The following is a 19,180-nucleotide window of genomic DNA, read 5'->3' on the forward strand; positions in this document are numbered from 1 at the left end:
CGTGTACGTAGCGGACAGCCGCGCGAGCACTCCGACGGCGTCCGTGGAGGGGACCGCCGCCCGACGCGTGGGCGGCGGGATCGCCCCCACCGTCCTCGCGCTCGGCACGGTCAGCCTGATCACCGACGTGTCCTCGGAGATGGTGACGGCGGTCCTGCCGCTGTACCTGGTGACGGGCCTGGGCCTCTCCCCGCTGGGCTTCGGCCTCCTGGACGGCGTCTACAACGGCTTCTCGGCCCTCGTCCGGCTGGCCGGGGGCCACCTGGCCGACCGGGGCGGGGGCCGGCACAAGTGGGTGGCGGGCCTGGGGTACGGCATCTCGGCGGCCTGCAAACCCCTGCTCCTGCTCGCCCACACCCTCACCCCCATCGGCCTGATCCTGGCGGCCGACCGCACCGGCAAGGGCCTGCGCACGGCCCCGCGCGACGCGCTGATCTCCCTCTCCGCCACGCCGGAGACCCGCGGCCGTGCCTTCGGCGTGCACCGCGCGATGGACACGGCGGGCGCGCTGCTCGGCCCACTGGCCGCGTTCCTCATCCTGCGGGCGACGGTCGACGGCTACGACGCGGTGTTCACGGTGAGCTTCTGCGTGGCGGTGCTGGGGGTGGTGGTGCTGGTGCTGTTCGTGCCGGGGGGTCCGACGGGAAGATCGGCACGGGAGCCGTCCGGTCCGACGCGGAGGCAGGCGCCGATGCCGGACAGATCAGCACCGGCACCGGCACCGGCACCAGCCCCCGCGCCCTCCCAACGCCCCACCCTGCGGGCGGCGTTGACCCTCCTCACCCACCGCGACCTGCGCCGCATCACACTCTGCGCGCTGCTCCTGGGCCTGGCCACGATCAGCGACTCCTTCATCTACCTCCTCCTCCAGCACCGCCTCGGCATCCCCGACCGCTGGTTCGCGCTGCTCCCGCTGGGCACGGCGGCGGCGTTCCTGCTCCTCGCCCTGCCGTTGGGGAAACTGTCGGACCGGATCGGCCGCCGCCGCGTCTTCGTGGCCGGCCACGGCGCCCTGCTCCTGGCATACGCCCTCCTCCTCACCTCCTGGCACGGCCCCGCCCTCCCCTACGCCGTCCTGCTCCTGCACGGCGGCTTCTACGCGGCGACCGACGGCGTGCTGATGGCGGCGGCGTCGGAGAACGTGCCGGAACGACTGCGCTCCTCGGGCCTGGCCGTGGTCCAGACGGGCCAGGCACTGGCGAGGTTCGTCTGCTCACTCGGCTTCGGCGCGGCCTGGACCCTGTGGGGCGACCGCACGGCGTTGCTGACGGCGACGGTGGCGCTGGCGGCGTGCGCGGCGTTCTCGGCCTTGTCGTTGCGCCCGGGTTCGGTCCCGGCGAAGGAAGGGCTCCCGACATGACCGTACGAAACCGCCTCCTCGTCCTCCTGGCGGCGATCCTCGCTCTCGCCGCGGTCGCCGGGGCGTCGATCCTGCATGCATCAGCCCGCGCGGACCGCAGGAACGAAACCCAGCCCGACGGCCCGAAGGTCACGTCAGGCCGCCTCACGCTCACCACCCCCACCCACATGATCTTCCGCAACATGGCCTGGGGCCCGCACAGGGACGAGTTGACGACGGTCCCGGCGTCGGCCCCCGCAGGCCCCCGAACCGCGTCGGGCGTGAAATGCCTGCGCTTCTACGCGGCAGCCGGCACCGGCGTCTGCCTGCAAGCCGTCCACGGCCCGGTCTCCGACACCTACCGCGCGTCGATCCTCGACGCCCACCTCAAGGCGACGGCCCACTACGACGTCCCGGGCATCCCGTCCCGCGCCCGGGTCTCCCCCACGGGCCACTTCGCCGCGTGGACGGCATTCGTAGGCGGCGACTCGTACGCGGGCACGAACTTCTCCACGCGCACGGCGATCGTGGACGTACGCACAGGCAGTCTGACCCCGACCCTGGAGTCCTTCCGCATCATCAAGAACAACCACCGCTACCACTCGGCGGACGCCAACTTCTGGGGCGTGACGTTCGCGCCGGACGACAGAACGTTCTACGCGACGCTGGCGACAAAGGGCCGGACGTACCTGGTCAGGGGCGACCTCCGGACAAAGACAGTCACGACCCTCCACGAAAACGTCGAATGCCCGTCCCTCTCCCCCGACGGCACGCGCATCGCGTACAAGAAACGGGTGAAGGGCCTCCCGAAGGACGCCCCGTGGCACCTGTACGTCCTGAACCTCCGCACGATGCACGAAACCCCACTGCCGGAACCCCGAAGCGTCGACGACCAGGCGGTGTGGAGGGACGACCACACGCTCGTCTACGCCCTGCCCGGCGACTACGGAGCGGACCTGTACGAGATCCCGTCGGACGGCACGGGAAAGCCGCGACGCATGAGCACCGCGGCTGTGTCCCCTGCGTTCGTCGACTAGAGAACCGGCAGGTTCTTCCGCAGCTCGAACGCCGTGACCTCGCTGCGGTACTCCTCCCACTCGCTCTTCTTGTTGCGCAGGAAGAAGTCGAAGACGTGCTCGCCCAGGGTCTCGGCCACCAGGTCGCTGCGTTCCATCAGGGTCAGGGCCTCGCCCAGGTTCTGGGGGAGGGGCTCGATGCCCATCGCTCGGCGTTCCGCGTCGGAGAGGGCCCAGACGTCGTCCTCCGCGCCCGGGGGGAGTTCGTAGCCCTCTTCGATGCCCTTCAGGCCTGCCGCCAGGAGGAGGGCGTAGGCCAGGTACGGGTTCGCGCCCGAGTCCAGGGAGCGGACCTCCACGCGGGCCGAGCCCGTCTTGCCCGGCTTGTACATGGGGACGCGGACCAGGGCGCTGCGGTTGTTGTGGCCCCAGCAGATGTACGAGGGGGCCTCGCCGCCGGCGCCGGCCGTGCGTTCCGAGCCGCCCCAGATGCGCTTGTAGGAGTTGACCCATTGGTTCGTCACCGCCGAGATCTCCGCCGCGTGCTTCAGCAGGCCCGCGATGAACGAGCGGCCGACCTTGGAGAGCTGGTACTCCGAGCCGGACTCGTAGAACGCGTTGCGGTCGCCCTCGAAGAGGGAGAGGTGCGTGTGCATCCCGGACCCGGGGTGTTCCGAGAACGGCTTCGGCATGAACGTCGCCTGCACGCCCTGCTCCAGCGCCACCTGCTTCATGACCAGGCGGAACGTCATGATGTTGTCCGCCGTGGAGAGGGCGTCCGCGTAGCGGAGGTCGATCTCCTGCTGGCCCGGGGCGCCCTCGTGGTGGGAGAACTCGACCGAGATGCCCATCGACTCCAGCATGGTGATCGCCTGGCGGCGGAAGTCCATGCCGATGTTCTGGGGGGTGTGGTCGAAGTAGCCGGAGTTGTCCGCGGGGGTGGGGCGGCTGCCGTCCAGCGGGCGGTCCTTCAGGAGGAAGAACTCGATCTCGGGGTGGGTGTAGAAGGTGAAGCCCAGGTCGGAGCCGCGGGTCAGGGCGCGCTTGAGGACGTAGCGCGGGTCGGCGAAGGACGGGGAGCCGTCGGGCATGAGGATGTCGCAGAACATCCGGGCGGTGCCGGGGGCCTCGGCGCGCCACGGGAGGATCTGGAACGTCGACGGGTCGGGCTTGGCGATCATGTCGGACTCGTAGACCCGGGCGAAGCCCTCGATCGCGGAGCCGTCGAAGCCGATGCCCTCGTCGAAGGCCTGTTCCAGTTCGGCGGGGGCCACGGCGACGGACTTCAGGAAGCCCAGCACGTCCGTGAACCACAGGCGTACGAACCGGATGTCGCGCTCCTCCAACGTGCGGAGCACGAACTCCTGCTGCTTGTCCATCTTCCGATTCCCCATCCTTGCTGGTCAGGCCGCCTGCCCCAGGTCGCGCGGGAGGCGGTCGGGCACCTGAGCATCCCACCACAACAGCATTTCATGCGCGTTGCCGACCATGATCGGCCGAGCGACCGAGGCCTGAACGGCTCCGGTCCGGCAGGTGTACGACTCTCCCGCCATCTTGCCTGCTCGCATCGGTATCCGTAATGCCCGGCCCGTACTGATCCGACGGAGACGGGCAAGTCAAGGGGTTGGCTGTGACCCGCCTACGAAAGACTTGCCCTCCCCCACTACGATCAGCGGACCGATCGGCCACCTTTCCCCCAGAAGGACACACCTCATGGGTTCCGCCAAGGCGAAGAACAGCAACAGCGCGGCCCGCAAGGCGCGTATAGAGGAGATGCAGCGTGCCGAGCGGGCCCGGGAGCGGCGCGCCCGGATCCTGACGATCGGTGCGAGCGTGGTCGTCGTGGCCGGGCTGATCGTGGGTGGCGTGTTCGTGGTGAAGTCGCAGGACGACAAGGACAGCTCCGCGTCCGACTCCAAGACCTCGGGGCACTTCGTCACCGGCAAGGACGGGGTGAAGACGTGGAAGGGGACGCTGGGCCGCACCCACGTCGCCAAGACGGTGAAGTACCCGACGGAGCCGCCGGTCGGCGGCAACCACAACCAGGTCTGGATGAACTGCAACGGCGACGTCTATTCCAAGGCGCTCAACAACATGAACGCCGTGCACTCGCTGGAGCACGGCGCGGTCTGGGTGACGTACACGAGCAAGGCCTCGAAGGCGGACGTGGACGCGCTGGCGGCGAAGGTGAAGAAGACGCCGTACACGCTGATGAGCCCGGACGACAAGCAGCCCGATCCGATCATGCTGACCGCGTGGGGCAAGCAGCGCACGGTGACGAGCGCGAGCGACCCGAACGTGGACAAGTTCTTCGCGGAGTTCGTGCAGGGCAAGCAGACCCCGGAGCCGGGGGCCGCGTGCACGAACGGCCTGTCGCAGTGAGGCAGGCCGGTCTGATCGCGGGGGCCGCGGTGGCGGCGCTGATCGCGGCCGGCGGAATCACCTACGCGGTCGCCGAGGACGGCGGCTCCTCGTCGAGCGTGCCGGCCGCCGACTCCGCGGACGCCGGGTTCGCCCGGGACATGGCGGTGCACCACCAGCAGGCCGTGGAGATGTCGTACATCGTGCGCGACCGCACGAAGGACACGGACGTACGCCGACTTGCATACGACATCGCGCAGACCCAGGCCAACCAGCGGGGCATGCTCCTCGGCTGGCTGGACCTGTGGGGGCTGCCGAAGGTGTCGGCGGATCCGCCGATGACGTGGATGGGCATGGGCGACATGGCGTCCGGCAAGGACGGCTCGCTGATGCCGGGGATGGCGACCAACACCGAGATGAAGAAGCTCGGTGAACTCAGCGGCAAGCAGGCGGAAGTCTTCTATCTGCAGTTGATGACCGACCACCACAAGGGCGGGATCCACATGGCCGAGGGCTGTGTCGCCAAGTGCTCGGTCGATGTGGAGAAGCGGCTCGCGCAGGGCATGGTCGACGCCCAGCAGTCGGAGATCCAGTTGATGGGGGACATGCTCAAGGAGCGGGGCGCGAAGGCGCGTTCGTAACCTTCCGGAAAGATCGGGAGCGCACCAAAGCCTCAAATCCCCCATCCTGGGCGTTCCTTGAAGTTCTCTTGGCATGGGCAGAGGTTCTCTTGGCTTTCGCATTCCCCTGGCATGAACGGTTCATCGAAAGAGTGACCTCTACCGTTTGATCCAATTCCGTGCCCCCGCCGCGGCGCGGTTCTCCGAGGATCAACGGAGACCGACCACACATGCGAAGAACCGCATCGCAGGGGGTTCCATGAGATCCAACCGCGCCAAGTCGCGTGCCGTGGTGAGCATGGCGGCAACACTGCCCATGCTCGCCGGCGCGCTGGCGCTCGGCATACCCGCGGCCCACGCCGCGGACAACCCGGGCCGCGACTCGCTGGCGGGCACCAAGCCCGCCTGGGCCACGGCCAAGGCGGACAAGGGGGCCACCTCCAACGGCTCCCAGGTCTCGCTGCGGGTGTACCTCGCAGGCAAGGACGCCAACGGCCTCGCGGCCTACGCGAAGGCCGTGTCCGACCCGAACTCGGCGGCGTACGGCAAGTATCTGAGCGCCAAGCAGGTGCAGGCCCGCTTCGGCGCGACCAAGGCCCAGGTGGCCGCGGTCAAGTCGTGGCTGACGTCCACGGGCCTGAAGGTCACCGGCGTCACGCAGCACTACGTCTCCGTCACCGGTGACGTGGCCGCCGCAGAGAAGGCGTTCAGCACCCAGCTGCACAACTACGCCAAGGGCTCCAAGACCTACCGCGCGCCCTCCAAGTCGGCGTCCGCGCCGGACAGCCTGAACGGCGCCGTCCTGACCGTCACCGGCCTGGACAACGCTCCGCACAAGGCGGACCACGACGACCAACTGCCGGGTCCGACCGCGGTGTTCAAGAACGCGGGGCCGTTCTCCTCGTACTACGGCTCCAAGACCGCGACCTCGCTGCCCAGCGCGTACGGCAAGAAGATCCCGTACGCCGTGCAGGGTTACACCGGCAAGCAGCTGCGCGCCGCCTACGGCGCGGGCAAGTACACCGGCAAGGGTGTGCGCGTCGCCATCACGGACGCCTACGCCTCGCCGACCATCGCCTTCGACGCGGCCACGTACGCGAAGAAGCACGGCGACGCCAAGTGGAAGACCGGTCAGCTGCACCAGGTGCTGCCCGCGAACTACACGAACACGGGCGCCGACGAGTGCGACGCCTCGGGCTGGTACGGCGAGGAGACCCTCGACGTCGAGGCCGTTCACGCGGTGGCGCCGGACGCCGACGTCACGTACGTGGGCGGCGCGTCCTGCCTCGACGACGATCTGCTCGACTCGCTGAGCAAGGTCGTCGACAACCACCTGGCCGACATCGTCTCCAACTCGTGGGGCGACATCGAGGCCAACCAGACGCCGGACCTCGCGGCCGCCTACGACCAGGTGTTCCAGCTGGGCGCGGTCGAGGGCATCGGCTTCTACTTCTCCTCCGGTGACAACGGCGACGAGGTCGCCCACACCGGCACGAAGCAGGTCGACACCCCGGCCAACTCGGCGTGGGTGACGGCGGTCGGCGGTACCTCGCTGGCCGTCGGCAAGGGCGACAAGTACCTGTGGGAGACCGGCTGGGGCACCGAGAAGGCCTCGCTGTCCGACGACGGCAAGAGCTGGACCGCGTTCCCGGGCGCCTACACCTCGGGCGCGGGCGGCGGCACCAGCAAGACAGTGTCCGAGCCGTACTACCAGAAGGGTGTCGTCCCGAACGCGCTCGCCACGGCCAACAACGCCGCCGGCAACCGCGTCGTCCCCGACATCTCGGCGATCGCCGACCCGAACACGGGCTTCAAGGTCGGCCAGACCCAGACCCAGGCGGACGGTTCCGAGCAGTACAGCGAGTACCGCATCGGCGGCACCTCGCTGGCCTCGCCGGTGATCGCGGCCGTCCAGGCCCTGGCCCAGGAGGCGCGCGGCGGCAAGGCGATCGGTTTCGCCAACCCGTCGATCTACGCCAAGTACGGCTCGAAGGTGTACCACGACGTGACCGACAACCCGACGGGCTCCGGCCTGGCGGTGGCGCGCGTGGACTTCGCCAACGGCTACGACGCCACCGACGGCCTGCTGACCTCGGTCCGCAGCCTCGGCAAGGACAGCTCGCTGTCCGCGGTGAAGGGCTACGACGACGTGACCGGCGTGGGCACGCCCGCGGGCGGCTACGTCCAGTCGTTCGTCAAGCCCAAGGGTCACCACTGATCCCTCTGTAGGGACACGGGTCACCTGTAACGGGGTGGCGTGGGGCGCACCACTCCCCACGCCACCCCATTGCGTCGCTGTGACGATTACACTGGGCCCGTGCCTCCACTCAACTTCCGGTCGCTCTACCAGCACGGCTTCGCCCGCGTCGCCGCCTGCACGGGCCACACCGTCATCGCGGACCCGCACGCCAACGCCGAGGCGGTGCTGCGCCACGCGCGCAGGTGCGCCGAGGAGGGCGTGGCCGTCGCCGTCTTCCCGGAGATGGTGCTGTGCGGCTACTCGATCGAGGACCTGCTGCTCCAGGACGCGCTGCTCGACCAGGTCGAGGACGCGCTGCGGGACGTGGTGACGGGGTCGGTGGACCTGCTGCCGGTCCTGGTCGTGGGCGCCCCGCTGCGCCACCGCGACCGGGTCTACAACTGCGCGGTGGTCGTGCACCGCGGCCGGGTCCTCGGGGTCGTCCCCAAGTCGTACCCGCCCAACTACCGCGAGTTCTACGAGCGTCGGCAGATCGCCGCGGGTGACGACGAACGCGGCGGCACGATCCGGGTGGACGGGGAATCGGTGCCGTTCGGCGTGGACCTGCTGTTCGCGGCGGACGACGTGCCCGGTCTGGTGCTGCACACGGAGATCTGCGAGGACATGTGGGTGCCGGTGCCGCCGAGCGCCGAGGCGGCCCTGGCGGGCGCGACCGTCCTCGCCAACCTCTCCGGCAGTCCGATCACCGTCGGCCGCGCCGAGGACCGCAAGCTGCTGGCCCGCTCGGCGTCCGGCCGCTGCCTCGCCGCGTACGTCTACGCGGCGGCCGGCCTCGGCGAGTCCACCACCGACCTGTCCTGGGACGGCCAGACCCTGATCTACGAGAACGGCGTGCTGCTGGCCGAGTCCGACCGTTTCCCGCTCGACGACCAGTACGCGGTGGCCGACGTCGACCTCGACCTGCTGCGGCAGGAGCGGCAGCGGATGGGCACCTTCGACGACAACCGCCGTACGCACGCGGCCCGTACGGCCGACTTCCGCACGGTGTCCTTCGAACTCACCCCGCCCACCGCCGACTTGGGCCTGCGCCGACGGGTGGAGCGGTTCCCGTTCGTGCCGGCGGACGCCGACCGGCTGGCCCTGGACTGCTACGAGGCGTACAACATCCAGGTCGCGGGCTTGCAGCAGCGGCTCGCGTCGATCGGTGGCCCGAAGGTCGTCATCGGGGTGTCGGGGGGCCTCGATTCGACACACGCGCTGATCGTCGCCGCGCGCGCGATGGACAGGGCCGGGCGTCCGCGCAGCGACATCCTGGCCTGGACGCTGCCCGGGTTCGCGACCAGCGACCACACGAAGGACAACGCGCACAAGCTGATGGCGGCGCTGGGGGTCACGGCGGCGGAGCTGGACATCACGCCGACTGCGCGGCTGATGCTGAAGGAGATGGGCCACCCGTTCGCGGCGGGCGAGCCGGTGTACGACATCACGTTCGAGAACGTGCAGGCGGGTCTGCGTACGGACTATCTGTTCCGGCTGGCCAACCAGCGGGGCGGGATCGTGCTCGGCACCGGTGACCTGTCGGAACTCGCCCTGGGCTGGTCCACGTACGGCGTGGGCGACCAGATGAGCCACTACAACGTCAACTCGGGTGTGCCGAAGACGCTGATCCAGCATCTGATCCGGTGGGTCATCGAGAGCGGGCAGTTCGGCGAGGAGGCGGGGAAGATCCTCGCGGCGATCCTCGACACGGAGATCAGTCCTGAGCTGGTGCCGGGTGAGGAGATGCAGTCGACGGAGTCGAAGATCGGGCCGTACGCGCTGCACGACTTCACGCTCTTCCACGTGCTGCGGTACGGGTTCCGGCCGTCGAAGATCGCGTTCCTGGCGTGGCATGCGTGGCATGACGCGGAGGGGGGTGCGTGGCCGCCGGGGTTCCCGGAGGGGAAGCGGGTGGCGTACGACCTGCCGGAGATCCGGCGCTGGCTGGAGGTCTTCTGCCGCCGCTTCTTCGCGTTCGCGCAGTTCAAGCGCTCGGCGATGCCGAACGGGCCGAAGGTGTCGGCGGGGGGTTCGCTGTCCCCGAGGGGGGATTGGCGGGCGCCGTCGGACAGTTCGGCGACGGTGTGGCTGCGGGATCTGGCCCGCTTCGACTGAGTGGGGGCGCGCTACCGGGACGGATCCGCGTCGTAGTCCTCGCGTGCCCGCTCCACCTTCTCCAGGTTGTCCGCCGTCCATTCGGCGAGGTGGGCGAAGAGTGGGGCGAGGGTGCGGCCGAGGTCGGTGATCTCGTACTCGACGCGCGGGGGACCTCGGGGTGGTACGTGCGCACGACCATGCCGTCACGCTCCAGTTGCCTCAGCCGCTGCGTCAGCACCTTCGGGGTGATCCTGGCGATCCGCCGTTCCAGCTCGACGAACCGCTGCCGGCCATGCGTGTGCAGGGACCACAGGATCGGCGTGGTCCAGCGGCTGAACACGATGTCCACGACGGGGCCGACCGGACAGGCGAGTTCCGGGTCGATGTCAGCGGGTGCCGTCCAGGTCGCGTTGTCGGGCATGTGCATCCCCTCGGGATAGCCACTTTCCTATAGGTACCTACTATACCGACGGTGTTAGCGTCCCCGTGTCGCCCGGAGAGCAGCCCTCTCCGTGGCGGTCCCGCCCGCTCGGGCGACGACAACCACGCTGAATCACAGGGGAGTTGGCCATGATCGTAGTGACGGGGGCGACCGGTAACGCGGGGCGTTCGCTCGTACGGACCCTCGCGGCGGCCGGCGAGCGGGTGACCGCGACCTCGCGGGGCATCTCGGACGCGGATGTGCCGGAAGGTGTCCGGTATCGACAAGCGGACCTGATCGATCCCGAGAGTCTTCGGCCCGTTCTCGAGGGCGCCGACGCGCTGTTCCTCCAGAACGGTGGCCCCAGCGCCCACCTGCTGAACCCTCGGGACCTCGTCGACGTCGCCAAGGCCGGCGGCGTACGACGGGTCGTCCTGCTGTCCTCCCAAGGCGTCGCGACCCGGCCGGAGTCGGCCTCGCACGGGGATACGGCACGGTCCATCGAGGACGCCGTCCGGCAGTCAGGCATGGACTGGACGGTCCTGCGACCCGGCGGCTTCGACTCCAACGCCTACGCCTGGGCCGACTCGGTCCGCACCCGGCGGGAGATCGCCGCGCCGTTCGCCGACGTCGGCCTGCCGACCATCGACCCGGACGACATCGCGGAGGTCGCCGCCGCGGCACTGCGGGAGGACGGACACGCGGGCCGGATCTACGAGTTGACCGGGCCCGCCCTCAGCACTCCCCGCGAACGCGCCGAGGCGATCGCCGCCGCGCTCGGCGAACCCGTCCGGTTCGTCGAACAGACACGGGACGAAGCCCGCGCGCAGATGCTGCAATTCATGCCGGAGCCCGTCGTCGAGACCACCCTGAGCATCCTCGGCGCGCCCAACCCCGCCGAGCAGCGCATCAGTCCCGACGTCGAGCGGGTCCTCGGCCGCGCGCCTCGCACGTTCACCGAGTGGGCCCAGGACCATATCGCCGCGTTCCGCTAGATCCTGCGGTCAACGGGCATGGCAGTGCCGGTCGATCCGTCGCCCGGCACTGCCGACCGCACTCGACCGGTAGCGGGTCAGGACCGCAACGCCCGCTCCCGCTCCGGTACATGGCCCGCGACCACGCGCTCGCGACCGCTGCCCGACACGCCTCGCCGCCGGTCCACCGCGTACGCGACCCCCGCGACTCCCAGCCCCAGCACGGCAAGTCCCGCGCCCACGACCGCCGGAGACGTCACACCGAAGCCCGCAGCCAGTGCGAGCCCTCCGATCCAAGCTCCGCCCGCGTTCGCCAGGTTGAACGCCGCCTGGTTCGCCGAGGACGCCAACGACGGGGCCGAGGACGCCTTTTCCATCACCATCAGCAGCAGCGGGGAACTCGTCACGAACGCCGCCGTGCCGAGCAGGACCACCGCGAGCGGTGCGCTCCACGCCGTTCCCATCAGTACCGGGAAGAGCGCGAGGACGATCGCCAGAGAGACCAGGCCGCCGAACAGCGTGCCCCGCATCGACCGGTCCGCCAGGCGTCCGCCCAGCAGGTTGCCCGCCGTCGCGCCGACACCGAACAGGGCCAGCAGCAGCGTCACGCTGGAGTCGGCATAACCCGCGGCGTCCGTGAGCATCGGCGTGATGTAGCTGTACGCGGCGAAGAGGGCACCGAAGCCCGCGACCGTCGTACCGAGCGCGAGCCAGACCGGGAGGGAGCGCAGGGCGGCCATTTCGCCGCGCAGGCCGGCAGACGACGCGTGGGCGCTGTCCCGAGGCACCAGCAGCGCCAGGGACACCACCGCCAGGACGCCGATCACGCTGACGCCGAGGAACGTGGAGCGCCAGCCGAGGTGCTGGCCCATGAGCGTGGCCACGGGCACGCCCGCGATGTTGGCGATGGTCAGGCCGAGGAACATCAGCGAGACCGCCCGGGCCTTGCGCTCGGGCGCCGCGAGCCCGGTGGCGACGACCGCGCCGACACCGAAGAAGGCACCGTGCGGCAGGCCGCTGAGGAAGCGGGCGGCGAGCAGCCAGTCGTAGTCGGGGGCGAACGCCGAGAGGGTGTTGCCCGCGATGAACAGGAGCATCAGGCCGATCAGGACCTTGCGGCGGGACATGCGCGCGGTGACGGCCGCCAGCAGGGGCGCGCCGATCACGACGCCGAGCGCGTACGCCGAGACCAGGTGCCCGGCGGTGGGGATGGAGACGTGGAGGTCGTCCGCGACGTCGGGCAGCAGGCCCATCATCACGAACTCGGTGGTGCCTATGCCGAATGCGCCTACGGCCAGCGCGAGCAGGGCCAGGGGCATGGAGGTGCCTGTGCCTTTCCAAGAGTGCGGTGTTCTGTCCACTGTATGTTCATGGACGGAACAAAGTCTCCCCGGCCCAGTATTCCGGCAGGTTAAGAGCGCGTGTAATCAAGCGCAGATGTCATCAAAAGTCCGTGTCATCACGAGCCGGTGTCGAGATTCACACGGGCCGCCACCGGCAGGTGGTCGCTCGCCGTCCGCGGCAGCGTCCAGGAACTCACCGGTTCGATGTCCTGGACCATGATCTGGTCGATCCGGGCCATCGGGAACGCGGCCGGCCAGCTGAACCCGAAGCCGCTGCCCGCCGCGCCCTGCGTGGAGCGCATCTGGGCGGTGACGGCGTTGAGGGAACGGTCGTTCATGGTGCCGTTGAGGTCGCCGAGCAGGATCTTGCGGGGCAGTTGCTCGTCGGCGATCGCCTCGCCCAGCGCGTCGGCGCTCTTGTCGCGCTGCCGGGCGGTGAACCCGGCCTCCAGCTTCACCCGCACCGACGGCAGATGAGCGACGTACACCGCGATCCGGCCCTCGGGCGTGGTGACGGTGGCGCGCATGGCGCGGGTCCAGCCCAGCTTGATGTCGACGGCCTTCACGCCGGTCAGCGGGTCCTTGCTCCACAGCCCGACCGTGCCCTCGACCGAGTGGTACTTGTACGTCGACGCAAGCGCCTTCTCGTACACCGGGACCGCGGAGGCGGTGAGTTCCTCCAGGGCCACCACGTCGGCGCCGGAGGCGGCCACGTCGCGGGCGGTGCCGGAGGGGTCGGGGTTGTCGGCGTTGACGTTGTGGGTGGCGACGGTCAGGTCGCCGCCGCTGCCGGTCTTGTCGGTGAGCAGGCCGCCGAAGACGTTCAGCCAGACGGCGGCGGTCAGCACCACCGCGATCAGCGCGGTCGCGCTCCTGCGCACCAGGGCGAGCACCAGCAGCACCGGGACCAGCACGCCCAGCCAGGGCAGGAAGGTCTCGGTGAGGCTGCCCAGGTTGCCGATCACGTTCGGGATCTGCGCGTGCAGCAGCATGACCAGGGCGAGGAGCACCGCGATCGCGGCGAGCACGATGCCGCGCCGCCAGATTCTCGGATCCCCGCGCCAGCCGGCCACCAGCCGCTTCAGCAGGCGCCGGACCCGGTCTCCCCGGCGTTCGGGTCCCGACCCGCCGCCGTCCGTCTCCGTCACATAAGCCTGCTGCGCCATACCGTCGCCTCACTACCTGCCGTGCGCACCGTTCATCTCCGCGTCATACGACCCTAGGGGATGATCGGTTCTCTTCCCGCCGTCCCATGACGGCCGTACGGGCACGAGGACGACGAAGCGGGCGCGGGGAGTTGCAGGGACCACTGGTGAAAGCGCGGTCTGTGACGCAACGCGCACATTCACGCGTTCAGGCTCACGCCGTTCCTACGGCGTGGTCGGCGGGCCGGCGGGCCGTAGTCCCGCGAGCAGCGTGTCCACGATCTGTTCGGACAGGCCCTCGGGAAGGTCGCCGTCGGGGCGCATGACGGAGCGCAGGAGCATCGGGCCGACGAACAGGTCGTTCAGCAGCTCGGGGTCGAGGTCCGGGCGCAGTTCGCCGTTCTCCTGACCGCGGCGCAGGATCTCCACCGCCTTGCGGCGGCGGGGCTCCACGACGGTCGCCTGGTAGGCGGCCCAGACCTTCGGGGTGCTCTTCATCTGCGCGAAGACGTTGTGCAGGAGCGCCGAGGACCGGGTCATCACACCCCGCAGACGCAACTGCTCCAGCATGGCGACGAGGTCGTCGCGCACGGAGGTGCCGGGCAGTTCGGGATCCGCCGGCTCGGCGCAGCGGACGACGTCGACGAACAGTTCCTCCTTGCCCGGCCAGCGACGGTAGATGGTGGCCTTGCCGACACCGGCGGTGCGGGCGATGCGCTCGATGGAGAGTTCGGCGAGGGGCACCCCCTCCTCCACGAGCTTCATCACGCCTTCGGTGATGGCACGTTCGACGGCCTCGCTGCGGGGGCGTCCCCTGGTGGGGGCCTCCTGCCCAGTCCCGTTGCCGGCAAGGCTCACGTCACTCCGTCCTTTCGCTGCCCCCGTCCTTCCCCGCCGGGGCGATTGTCGTCGCTACTCCCCCACGACGACCAATTCCTGCTCCTCCTTGCCCTCCTGGCGAGCCGTCGGCTTGCCGGGCAGGAAGAGGAACGCGACGACCGCGCCGATGATCGCGACGCCCGCTCCGCACAGCGCGGTGACGTGCATGGCGTGCAGGAACGCGTCGTTGGCGGGGGTGACGAGCGCCTTGCCCTGCGCGCCCAGCTTCTCGGCGACACCGAGGGTGGCCTCGATGGACTCGCCGGCGGTGTCCCGCAGGGCGGGCGGTACGAGGCCGAGCTTGCCCTCGATGCCGTTGCGGTAGGCCGTGGACAGCACCGAGCCGAGGACGGCGATGCCGAGGGCGCCGCCGACCTGGCGGAAGGTGTTGCTCAGCGCGGACGCGGAGCCCGCCTTCTCGCGCGGCAGGGCCTGCATGATGACCACGCTGGTCGGGGTCATGACGTGCGCCATGCCGGTGCCCATCAGGAAGAACACGACCTCCAGCAGCCAGATCGGCGTGTCCGCCTCGAAGCCGGCGAACGCGGCGAGCGTCCCGGCGAGCAGCAGCAGGCCGACGCCGGTGGTGACCTTGTTGCCGAACCGGTCGACGACCAGCCGGGCCCGCGGCGCGAAGATCATCTGCGCGGCGGCCAGCGGCAGCATCAGCAGACCGGTCTGCAGCGGCGAGTAGCCGCGCACGCTCTGGGTGTAGAAGACCGAGAAGAAGGTCACGCCCATCAGTGCGAAGAAGACCAGCGCGATGGCGGCGATCGCGGCCGAGAACACCTTGTTCTTGAAGTAGGTGACGTCGATGGAGGGGTGGTCGCTGCGCTTCTCGAACCAGACGAACCCGGCGAGGACCAGGACACCGGCGATGATCGTCGACAGCACCTTGGGCGCCGTGAAGTCGGCGAGTTCGCCGCCCTCGATGATGCCGTAGACCAGCAGGACGAGGCCGACGACGGACAGCACGACGCCGATCGGGTCGACGCGGCCGGGCTTGGGGTCGCGGGAGTCGGGCACCAGCCAGATCATCAGGGCGAGCGCGAGCAGCACGATCGGCACGTTGATCAGGAAGACGGAGCCCCACCAGAAGTGGTCGAGGAGCACACCGCCGGTGATCGGGCCGATCGCGATGGCGAGGCCGACACCGCCCGCCCAGATGCCGATGGCCTTGGGCTGCTCCTCGCGCTCGAAGACGTTCATGAGGACGGCGAGGGTGGCGGGCATCACGAAGGCGGCGCCGAGGGCCATCAGGGCCCGGAAGGCGATGAGCTGGGTCGGCGAGCCGGACTCGGCGGCCAGCGCGGAGCCGATGCCGAACACGACGAGCCCGCCGAGCAGGACCTTCTTGCGGCCGATCCGGTCGCCGAGGAGGCCGGCGGTGAACAGCAGGCCCGCGAAGACGAGGGTGTAGGCGTTGATGGCCCACTCCAGCTCGCTCTGCGTGGCGCCCAGGCCGGTCGGGGCCGGGGTCGAGATCGTCTTGATGGCGACGTTGAGGATCGAGTTGTCGAGCACCACGATCAGCAGGCTCAGCATGAGAACGCCGAGGATCGCCCAACGGCGCCGGTGCACCGCCTCCGGTATGCGGGAGGCGGGGACGGATGGAGTGGTCATGCCGGTCAGGCTAGGCGAATTCCGATACGGAACGGTCCCGTATCGTAAATCTTTTACTCATCTCTTACGTTGACGGAGACCCCCTCTGTACGTGACGGAGACCCCTCTGGCCCTCACTGGCACGAGGTGCCACCATGGAGGTGATCCGGGGACACCGTCAGGGTGCCTCGAGATGACCGAAGGAGCCGTTGCAATGACGCAGCTTTCGGCTGCCCCGACTGTGCACAACAGCCCCTCCGACGGCAGCAAGGCGCTGTACGGAGGCAAGGGCACACGCCGTATCACCGTGCGCGACATCGCTCTCGCCAAGGACCGTGGCGAGAAGTGGCCCATGCTCACCGCCTACGACGCGATGACCGCGTCCGTCTTCGACGAGGCCGGGATCCCGGTGATCCTCGTCGGCGACTCGGCGGGCAACTGCCACCTCGGGTACGAGACGACCGTACCCGTCACCCTCGACGAGATGACCATGCTCTCGGCGGCTGTGGTCCGCGGCACGACCCGGTCCCTGATCGTCGGCGACCTGCCGTTCGGCTCCTACCAGGAGGGTCCGGTGCAGGCGCTGCGCTCGGCGACCCGGCTGGTCAAGGACGCCGGGGTGGGCGCCGTGAAGCTGGAGGGCGGCGAGCGCTCGCACGAGCAGATCCGGCTCCTGGTGGAGGCCGGCATCCCGGTCATGGCGCACATCGGCCTGACCCCGCAGTCCGTGAACGCGATGGGGTACCGCGTGCAGGGGCGTGGCGAGGAGGCGGCCCAGCAGTTGCTGCGCGATGCCAAGGCGGTCCAGGACGCGGGCGCGTTCGCGGTCGTCCTGGAGCTGGTGCCGGCCGAGCTCGCGGCCGAGGTGACCCGGGTGCTGCACATTCCGACGGTCGGTATCGGCGCGGGTGCGGAGACGGACGCGCAGGTGCTGGTGTGGACCGACATGCTCGGGCTGACGCCGGGCCGGGTACCGAAGTTCGTGAAGCAGTACGCGAATCTCCGGGAGGTCATGGGGGACGCGGTGAAGGCGTTCGCGGAGGACGTGGTCGGCGGAACGTTCCCGCTGGAGGAGCACTCGGTCCACTGACGTCTTGACGTCGTGAAGTCATGAAGCAGCCATAGAGCCACTGCGGCACAGAGACGGCCCGCCGATTTCCCCCGTCGGCGGGCTGTCGCCTTTGTCGGGTTCGAGTCGGTCGTATGTCGGCACCGACAGGTCACCGACATATCTCTGTCGGTGACCTGTCGGTCGTTTGTCGGTGGGCCCTGGCACCGTTCTCGGCATGACGCGAATCGACAAGAACCCCAGCGGCGGGGACACCGCCGTGACCGTGCGGGGACTGGTCAAGCACTACGGCGAGACCAAGGCGCTGGACGGTGTCGACCTGGACGTGCGCGAGGGCACCGTGATGGGTGTGCTCGGGCCGAACGGCGCCGGCAAGACCACCCTCGTACGCATCCTGTCCACCCTCCTGGCCCCCACCTCCGGGCACGCCACCGTCGTCGGCTACGACGTCCTGCGCCAGCCCCGGCAGCTGCGCAAGGTGATAGGGCTGACCGGCCAGTACGCCTCGGTCGACGAGAAGCTGTCCGGCTGGGAGAACCTCTATCTGATCGGGCGCCTGCTCGACCTGTCCCGCAAGGACGCCCGCACCCGGGCCGACGAGCTGCTGGAGCGGTTCTCGCTCACCGAGGCCGCCCGGCGCCCGGCGAGCACCTACTCCGGCGGCATGCGGCGCCGGCTCGACCTGGCCGCCTCGATGATCGGGCACCCGCAGGTGCTCTTCCTCGACGAGCCGACCACCGGCCTGGACCCGCGCACCCGCAACGAGGTGTGGGCCGAGGTGAAGTCCATGGTCGGCGAGGGCGTGACCGTCCTGCTGACCACCCAGTACATGGAGGAGGCCGAGCAGCTGGCCTCCGAGCTGACCGTCGTCGACCGCGGCAAGGTCATCGCCGGCGGCGCCATCGAGGAGCTGAAGGCGAAGGTCGGCGGCCGTGCCCTGCGCATCCGCCCGGTCGACCCGCTGGAACTGCGCCCGCTGGCCGGCGCGCTGGACGGGCTCGGCATCACCGGGCTCGCCACCACCACCGTGGACCCCGCGAGCGGCACGCTCCTGGTGCCGATCCTCAGCGACGAGCAGCTGACCGCGGTCGTCGGCGCGGTCACCGCGCGCGGCATCACCATCGGCTCGATCACCACCGAACTGCCCAGCCTGGACGAGGTGTTCCTCTCGCTCACCGGCCACAAGGCCAGTGCCCCGCAGGACGCCGTGCCCACCGACACCCGCGAGGAGGTCTCCGTATGAGCGCCGCCACGATCACCGCTCCCGTCGGCGCCGCGGACGCCCGTATCCCGCTGCGCAACCACTTTCGGCACACCGGCGCGCTGATCCGCCGCAACCTGCTGTGGATCCGCCAAGACCCGGAGTCCATGTTCGACGCCGTGCTCTTCCCGGTGATCTTCACCCTGCTGTTCGTGTACGTCTTCGGCGGCTCCATCGGCAAGTCGCTGGGCGGCGGCCAGGAGGCGTACGTGCAGTACGTCATCCCCGGGCTGCTGGCGATGATGGGGATGAACATGTCCCAGGGCGTCGGCACCGGCTTCAACACGGACTTCAACTCCGGTGTCATGGACCGCTTCCGGTCCCTGCCGATCGGACGCGGTTCGGTGCTGATCGCCAAGATCGTGGTGGAGCTGATGCGCATGCTCGCCGCGTGCGTGATCCTCATGATCGTGGCCGTGCTGGTGGGCTTCGACATCACCAGCTGGACCGGGATGCTCGGTGCCGTGGGTCTTGCCACGGTGTTCGGCTCGGCGCTGATGTGGGTGTTCATCACTCTCGGCGTGACGATGAAGAGCGCGCAGTCGGTGCAGGCGATGGGCTTCCTGGTGATGATGCCGTTGCAGTTCGGCTCGTCGATCTTCGCGCCGACCGACTCGATGCCGGGCTGGCTGCAGAACTTCACCGACTACAACCCGCTGTCCTCGCTCGCCGACGCGGCGCGCGGCATGATGGTCGGCGGCCCGGTCGCCCACGGCCTGTGGGTGACGCTGGCCTGGTCGGTCGGTCTCACGGCGGTCATGGCGCCGGTCGCGATCCACAAGTTCCGTACCAAGAGCTGAAGTTCACCATCGGT

General features: G+C 69.6%; 16 protein-coding genes and 1 pseudogene. 10 read left to right on the top strand and 7 right to left on the bottom strand.

Annotation, left to right across the window (positions count from 1 at the left end; translation table 11 throughout):
* Position 1: 1 nt before the first annotated feature.
* Positions 2-1,360, top strand: coding sequence for an MFS transporter (locus tag ACWD5F_RS11310; RefSeq protein ID WP_451253295.1), 1,359 nt, complete (start codon positions 2-4; stop codon positions 1,358-1,360).
* Positions 1,357-2,376, top strand: coding sequence for a TolB family protein (locus tag ACWD5F_RS11315; RefSeq protein ID WP_451253297.1), 1,020 nt, complete (start codon positions 1,357-1,359; stop codon positions 2,374-2,376). Before ACWD5F_RS11310 ends, ACWD5F_RS11315 begins: the two co-directional genes overlap by 4 nt.
* On the opposite strand, the gene glnA is transcribed toward ACWD5F_RS11315, so the two are convergent.
* Together glnA and ACWD5F_RS11325 are read right to left on the bottom strand one after the other, a co-directional pair.
* Positions 2,373-3,734: a type I glutamate--ammonia ligase gene (glnA, locus tag ACWD5F_RS11320; RefSeq protein WP_401728936.1), complete on the bottom strand. Its 1,362-nt coding sequence runs from the start codon at positions 3,732-3,734 to the stop codon at positions 2,373-2,375. The two genes, ACWD5F_RS11315 and glnA, sit on opposite strands and share 4 nt — an antisense overlap.
* A gap of 24 nt (positions 3,735-3,758) precedes the next feature.
* The gene (locus ACWD5F_RS11325; RefSeq protein WP_451253300.1) at positions 3,759-3,923 is read right to left on the bottom strand and encodes a hypothetical protein; all 165 of its coding nucleotides are present in this window, start codon (positions 3,921-3,923) and stop codon (positions 3,759-3,761) included.
* Between the two features lie 145 nt (positions 3,924-4,068).
* Here ACWD5F_RS11325 and ACWD5F_RS11330 point away from each other — a divergent pair, with 145 nt between their 5' ends.
* From ACWD5F_RS11330 to ACWD5F_RS11345, 4 genes are all read left to right on the top strand, one after another.
* Complete coding sequence (locus ACWD5F_RS11330) at positions 4,069-4,737, top strand: DUF3105 domain-containing protein (RefSeq protein ID WP_451253302.1); 669 nt, start codon at positions 4,069-4,071, stop codon at positions 4,735-4,737.
* On the top strand, positions 4,734-5,357 hold the full coding sequence (locus tag ACWD5F_RS11335; RefSeq protein ID WP_451253304.1) for a DUF305 domain-containing protein: 624 nt from the start codon (positions 4,734-4,736) through the stop codon (positions 5,355-5,357). The genes ACWD5F_RS11330 and ACWD5F_RS11335 overlap by 4 nt, the downstream gene beginning before the upstream one ends.
* Positions 5,358-5,595: 238 nt before the next feature.
* Entirely contained in the window at positions 5,596-7,554 is a 1,959-nt protein-coding gene (locus ACWD5F_RS11340; RefSeq protein WP_451253306.1) for a S53 family peptidase, read from the top strand.
* A 99-nt stretch (positions 7,555-7,653) separates the two neighbouring features.
* The gene (locus tag ACWD5F_RS11345) at positions 7,654-9,690 is read left to right on the top strand and encodes an NAD(+) synthase (protein WP_451253308.1); all 2,037 of its coding nucleotides are present in this window, start codon (positions 7,654-7,656) and stop codon (positions 9,688-9,690) included.
* An 11-nt stretch (positions 9,691-9,701) separates the two neighbouring features.
* Here the strand turns inward: ACWD5F_RS11345 and ACWD5F_RS11350 are convergent.
* Positions 9,702-10,099 (bottom strand): annotated as a pseudogene (locus tag ACWD5F_RS11350) (winged helix-turn-helix transcriptional regulator).
* 143 nt (positions 10,100-10,242) lie between these two features.
* Here ACWD5F_RS11350 and ACWD5F_RS11355 point away from each other — a divergent pair.
* The gene (locus ACWD5F_RS11355) at positions 10,243-11,088 is read left to right on the top strand and encodes an NAD(P)H-binding protein (protein WP_451253310.1); all 846 of its coding nucleotides are present in this window, start codon (positions 10,243-10,245) and stop codon (positions 11,086-11,088) included.
* A 77-nt stretch (positions 11,089-11,165) separates the two neighbouring features.
* On the opposite strand, the gene ACWD5F_RS11360 is transcribed toward ACWD5F_RS11355, so the two are convergent.
* The 4 genes from ACWD5F_RS11360 to ACWD5F_RS11375 form a co-directional block, all read right to left on the bottom strand.
* Positions 11,166-12,386 carry an MFS transporter gene (locus tag ACWD5F_RS11360; protein WP_451253312.1) on the bottom strand — a complete coding sequence of 407 codons (1,221 nt, stop codon included), beginning with the start codon at positions 12,384-12,386 and terminating at the stop codon, positions 11,166-11,168.
* A gap of 140 nt (positions 12,387-12,526) precedes the next feature.
* Positions 12,527-13,576 carry an endonuclease/exonuclease/phosphatase family protein gene (locus ACWD5F_RS11365; protein ID WP_401729092.1) on the bottom strand — a complete coding sequence of 350 codons (1,050 nt, stop codon included), beginning with the start codon at positions 13,574-13,576 and terminating at the stop codon, positions 12,527-12,529.
* Between the two features lie 204 nt (positions 13,577-13,780).
* The gene (locus ACWD5F_RS11370; RefSeq protein ID WP_451253314.1) at positions 13,781-14,413 is read right to left on the bottom strand and encodes a TetR/AcrR family transcriptional regulator; all 633 of its coding nucleotides are present in this window, start codon (positions 14,411-14,413) and stop codon (positions 13,781-13,783) included.
* Between the two features lie 54 nt (positions 14,414-14,467).
* Positions 14,468-16,057, bottom strand: coding sequence for an MFS transporter (locus ACWD5F_RS11375; RefSeq protein ID WP_451253316.1), 1,590 nt, complete (start codon positions 16,055-16,057; stop codon positions 14,468-14,470).
* Positions 16,058-16,250: 193 nt separating this feature from the next.
* Here ACWD5F_RS11375 and panB point away from each other — a divergent pair, with 193 nt between their 5' ends.
* The 3 genes from panB (at position 16,251) to ACWD5F_RS11390 (ending at position 19,166) form a co-directional block, all read left to right on the top strand.
* Positions 16,251-17,126 carry a 3-methyl-2-oxobutanoate hydroxymethyltransferase gene (gene panB, locus ACWD5F_RS11380; RefSeq protein WP_451253318.1) on the top strand — a complete coding sequence of 292 codons (876 nt, stop codon included), beginning with the start codon at positions 16,251-16,253 and terminating at the stop codon, positions 17,124-17,126.
* Between the two features lie 196 nt (positions 17,127-17,322).
* Entirely contained in the window at positions 17,323-18,348 is a 1,026-nt protein-coding gene (locus ACWD5F_RS11385; protein WP_401729096.1) for an ATP-binding cassette domain-containing protein, read from the top strand.
* A complete protein-coding gene (locus ACWD5F_RS11390; protein ID WP_451253320.1) occupies positions 18,345-19,166 on the top strand; it encodes an ABC transporter permease in 822 nt (273 codons plus the stop codon). Before ACWD5F_RS11385 ends, ACWD5F_RS11390 begins: the two co-directional genes overlap by 4 nt.
* Positions 19,167-19,180 lie beyond the last annotated feature (14 nt).

Source organism: Streptomyces sp. NPDC002499 (assembly GCF_053595415.1).

What these genes read in the sequence shown, in the direction of transcription:
- ACWD5F_RS11330 (WP_451253302.1), top strand. Translation starts at nt 4,069, where the DNA reads ATGGGTTCCGCCAAGGCGAAGAACAGCAACAGCGCGGCCCGCAAGGCG.
- glnA (WP_401728936.1), bottom strand. Translation starts at nt 3,734, where the DNA reads ATGGACAAGCAGCAGGAGTTCGTGCTCCGCACGTTGGAGGAGCGCGAC.
- ACWD5F_RS11385 (WP_401729096.1), top strand. Translation starts at nt 17,323, where the DNA reads ATGACGCGAATCGACAAGAACCCCAGCGGCGGGGACACCGCCGTGACC.
- ACWD5F_RS11355 (WP_451253310.1), top strand. Translation starts at nt 10,243, where the DNA reads ATGATCGTAGTGACGGGGGCGACCGGTAACGCGGGGCGTTCGCTCGTA.
- ACWD5F_RS11340 (WP_451253306.1), top strand. Translation starts at nt 5,596, where the DNA reads ATGAGATCCAACCGCGCCAAGTCGCGTGCCGTGGTGAGCATGGCGGCA.
- ACWD5F_RS11390 (WP_451253320.1), top strand. Translation starts at nt 18,345, where the DNA reads ATGAGCGCCGCCACGATCACCGCTCCCGTCGGCGCCGCGGACGCCCGT.
- ACWD5F_RS11360 (WP_451253312.1), bottom strand. Translation starts at nt 12,386, where the DNA reads ATGCCCCTGGCCCTGCTCGCGCTGGCCGTAGGCGCATTCGGCATAGGC.
- ACWD5F_RS11365 (WP_401729092.1), bottom strand. Translation starts at nt 13,576, where the DNA reads ATGGCGCAGCAGGCTTATGTGACGGAGACGGACGGCGGCGGGTCGGGA.
- ACWD5F_RS11325 (WP_451253300.1), bottom strand. Translation starts at nt 3,923, where the DNA reads ATGCGAGCAGGCAAGATGGCGGGAGAGTCGTACACCTGCCGGACCGGA.
- ACWD5F_RS11315 (WP_451253297.1), top strand. Translation starts at nt 1,357, where the DNA reads ATGACCGTACGAAACCGCCTCCTCGTCCTCCTGGCGGCGATCCTCGCT.
- panB (WP_451253318.1), top strand. Translation starts at nt 16,251, where the DNA reads ATGACGCAGCTTTCGGCTGCCCCGACTGTGCACAACAGCCCCTCCGAC.
- ACWD5F_RS11375 (WP_451253316.1), bottom strand. Translation starts at nt 16,057, where the DNA reads ATGACCACTCCATCCGTCCCCGCCTCCCGCATACCGGAGGCGGTGCAC.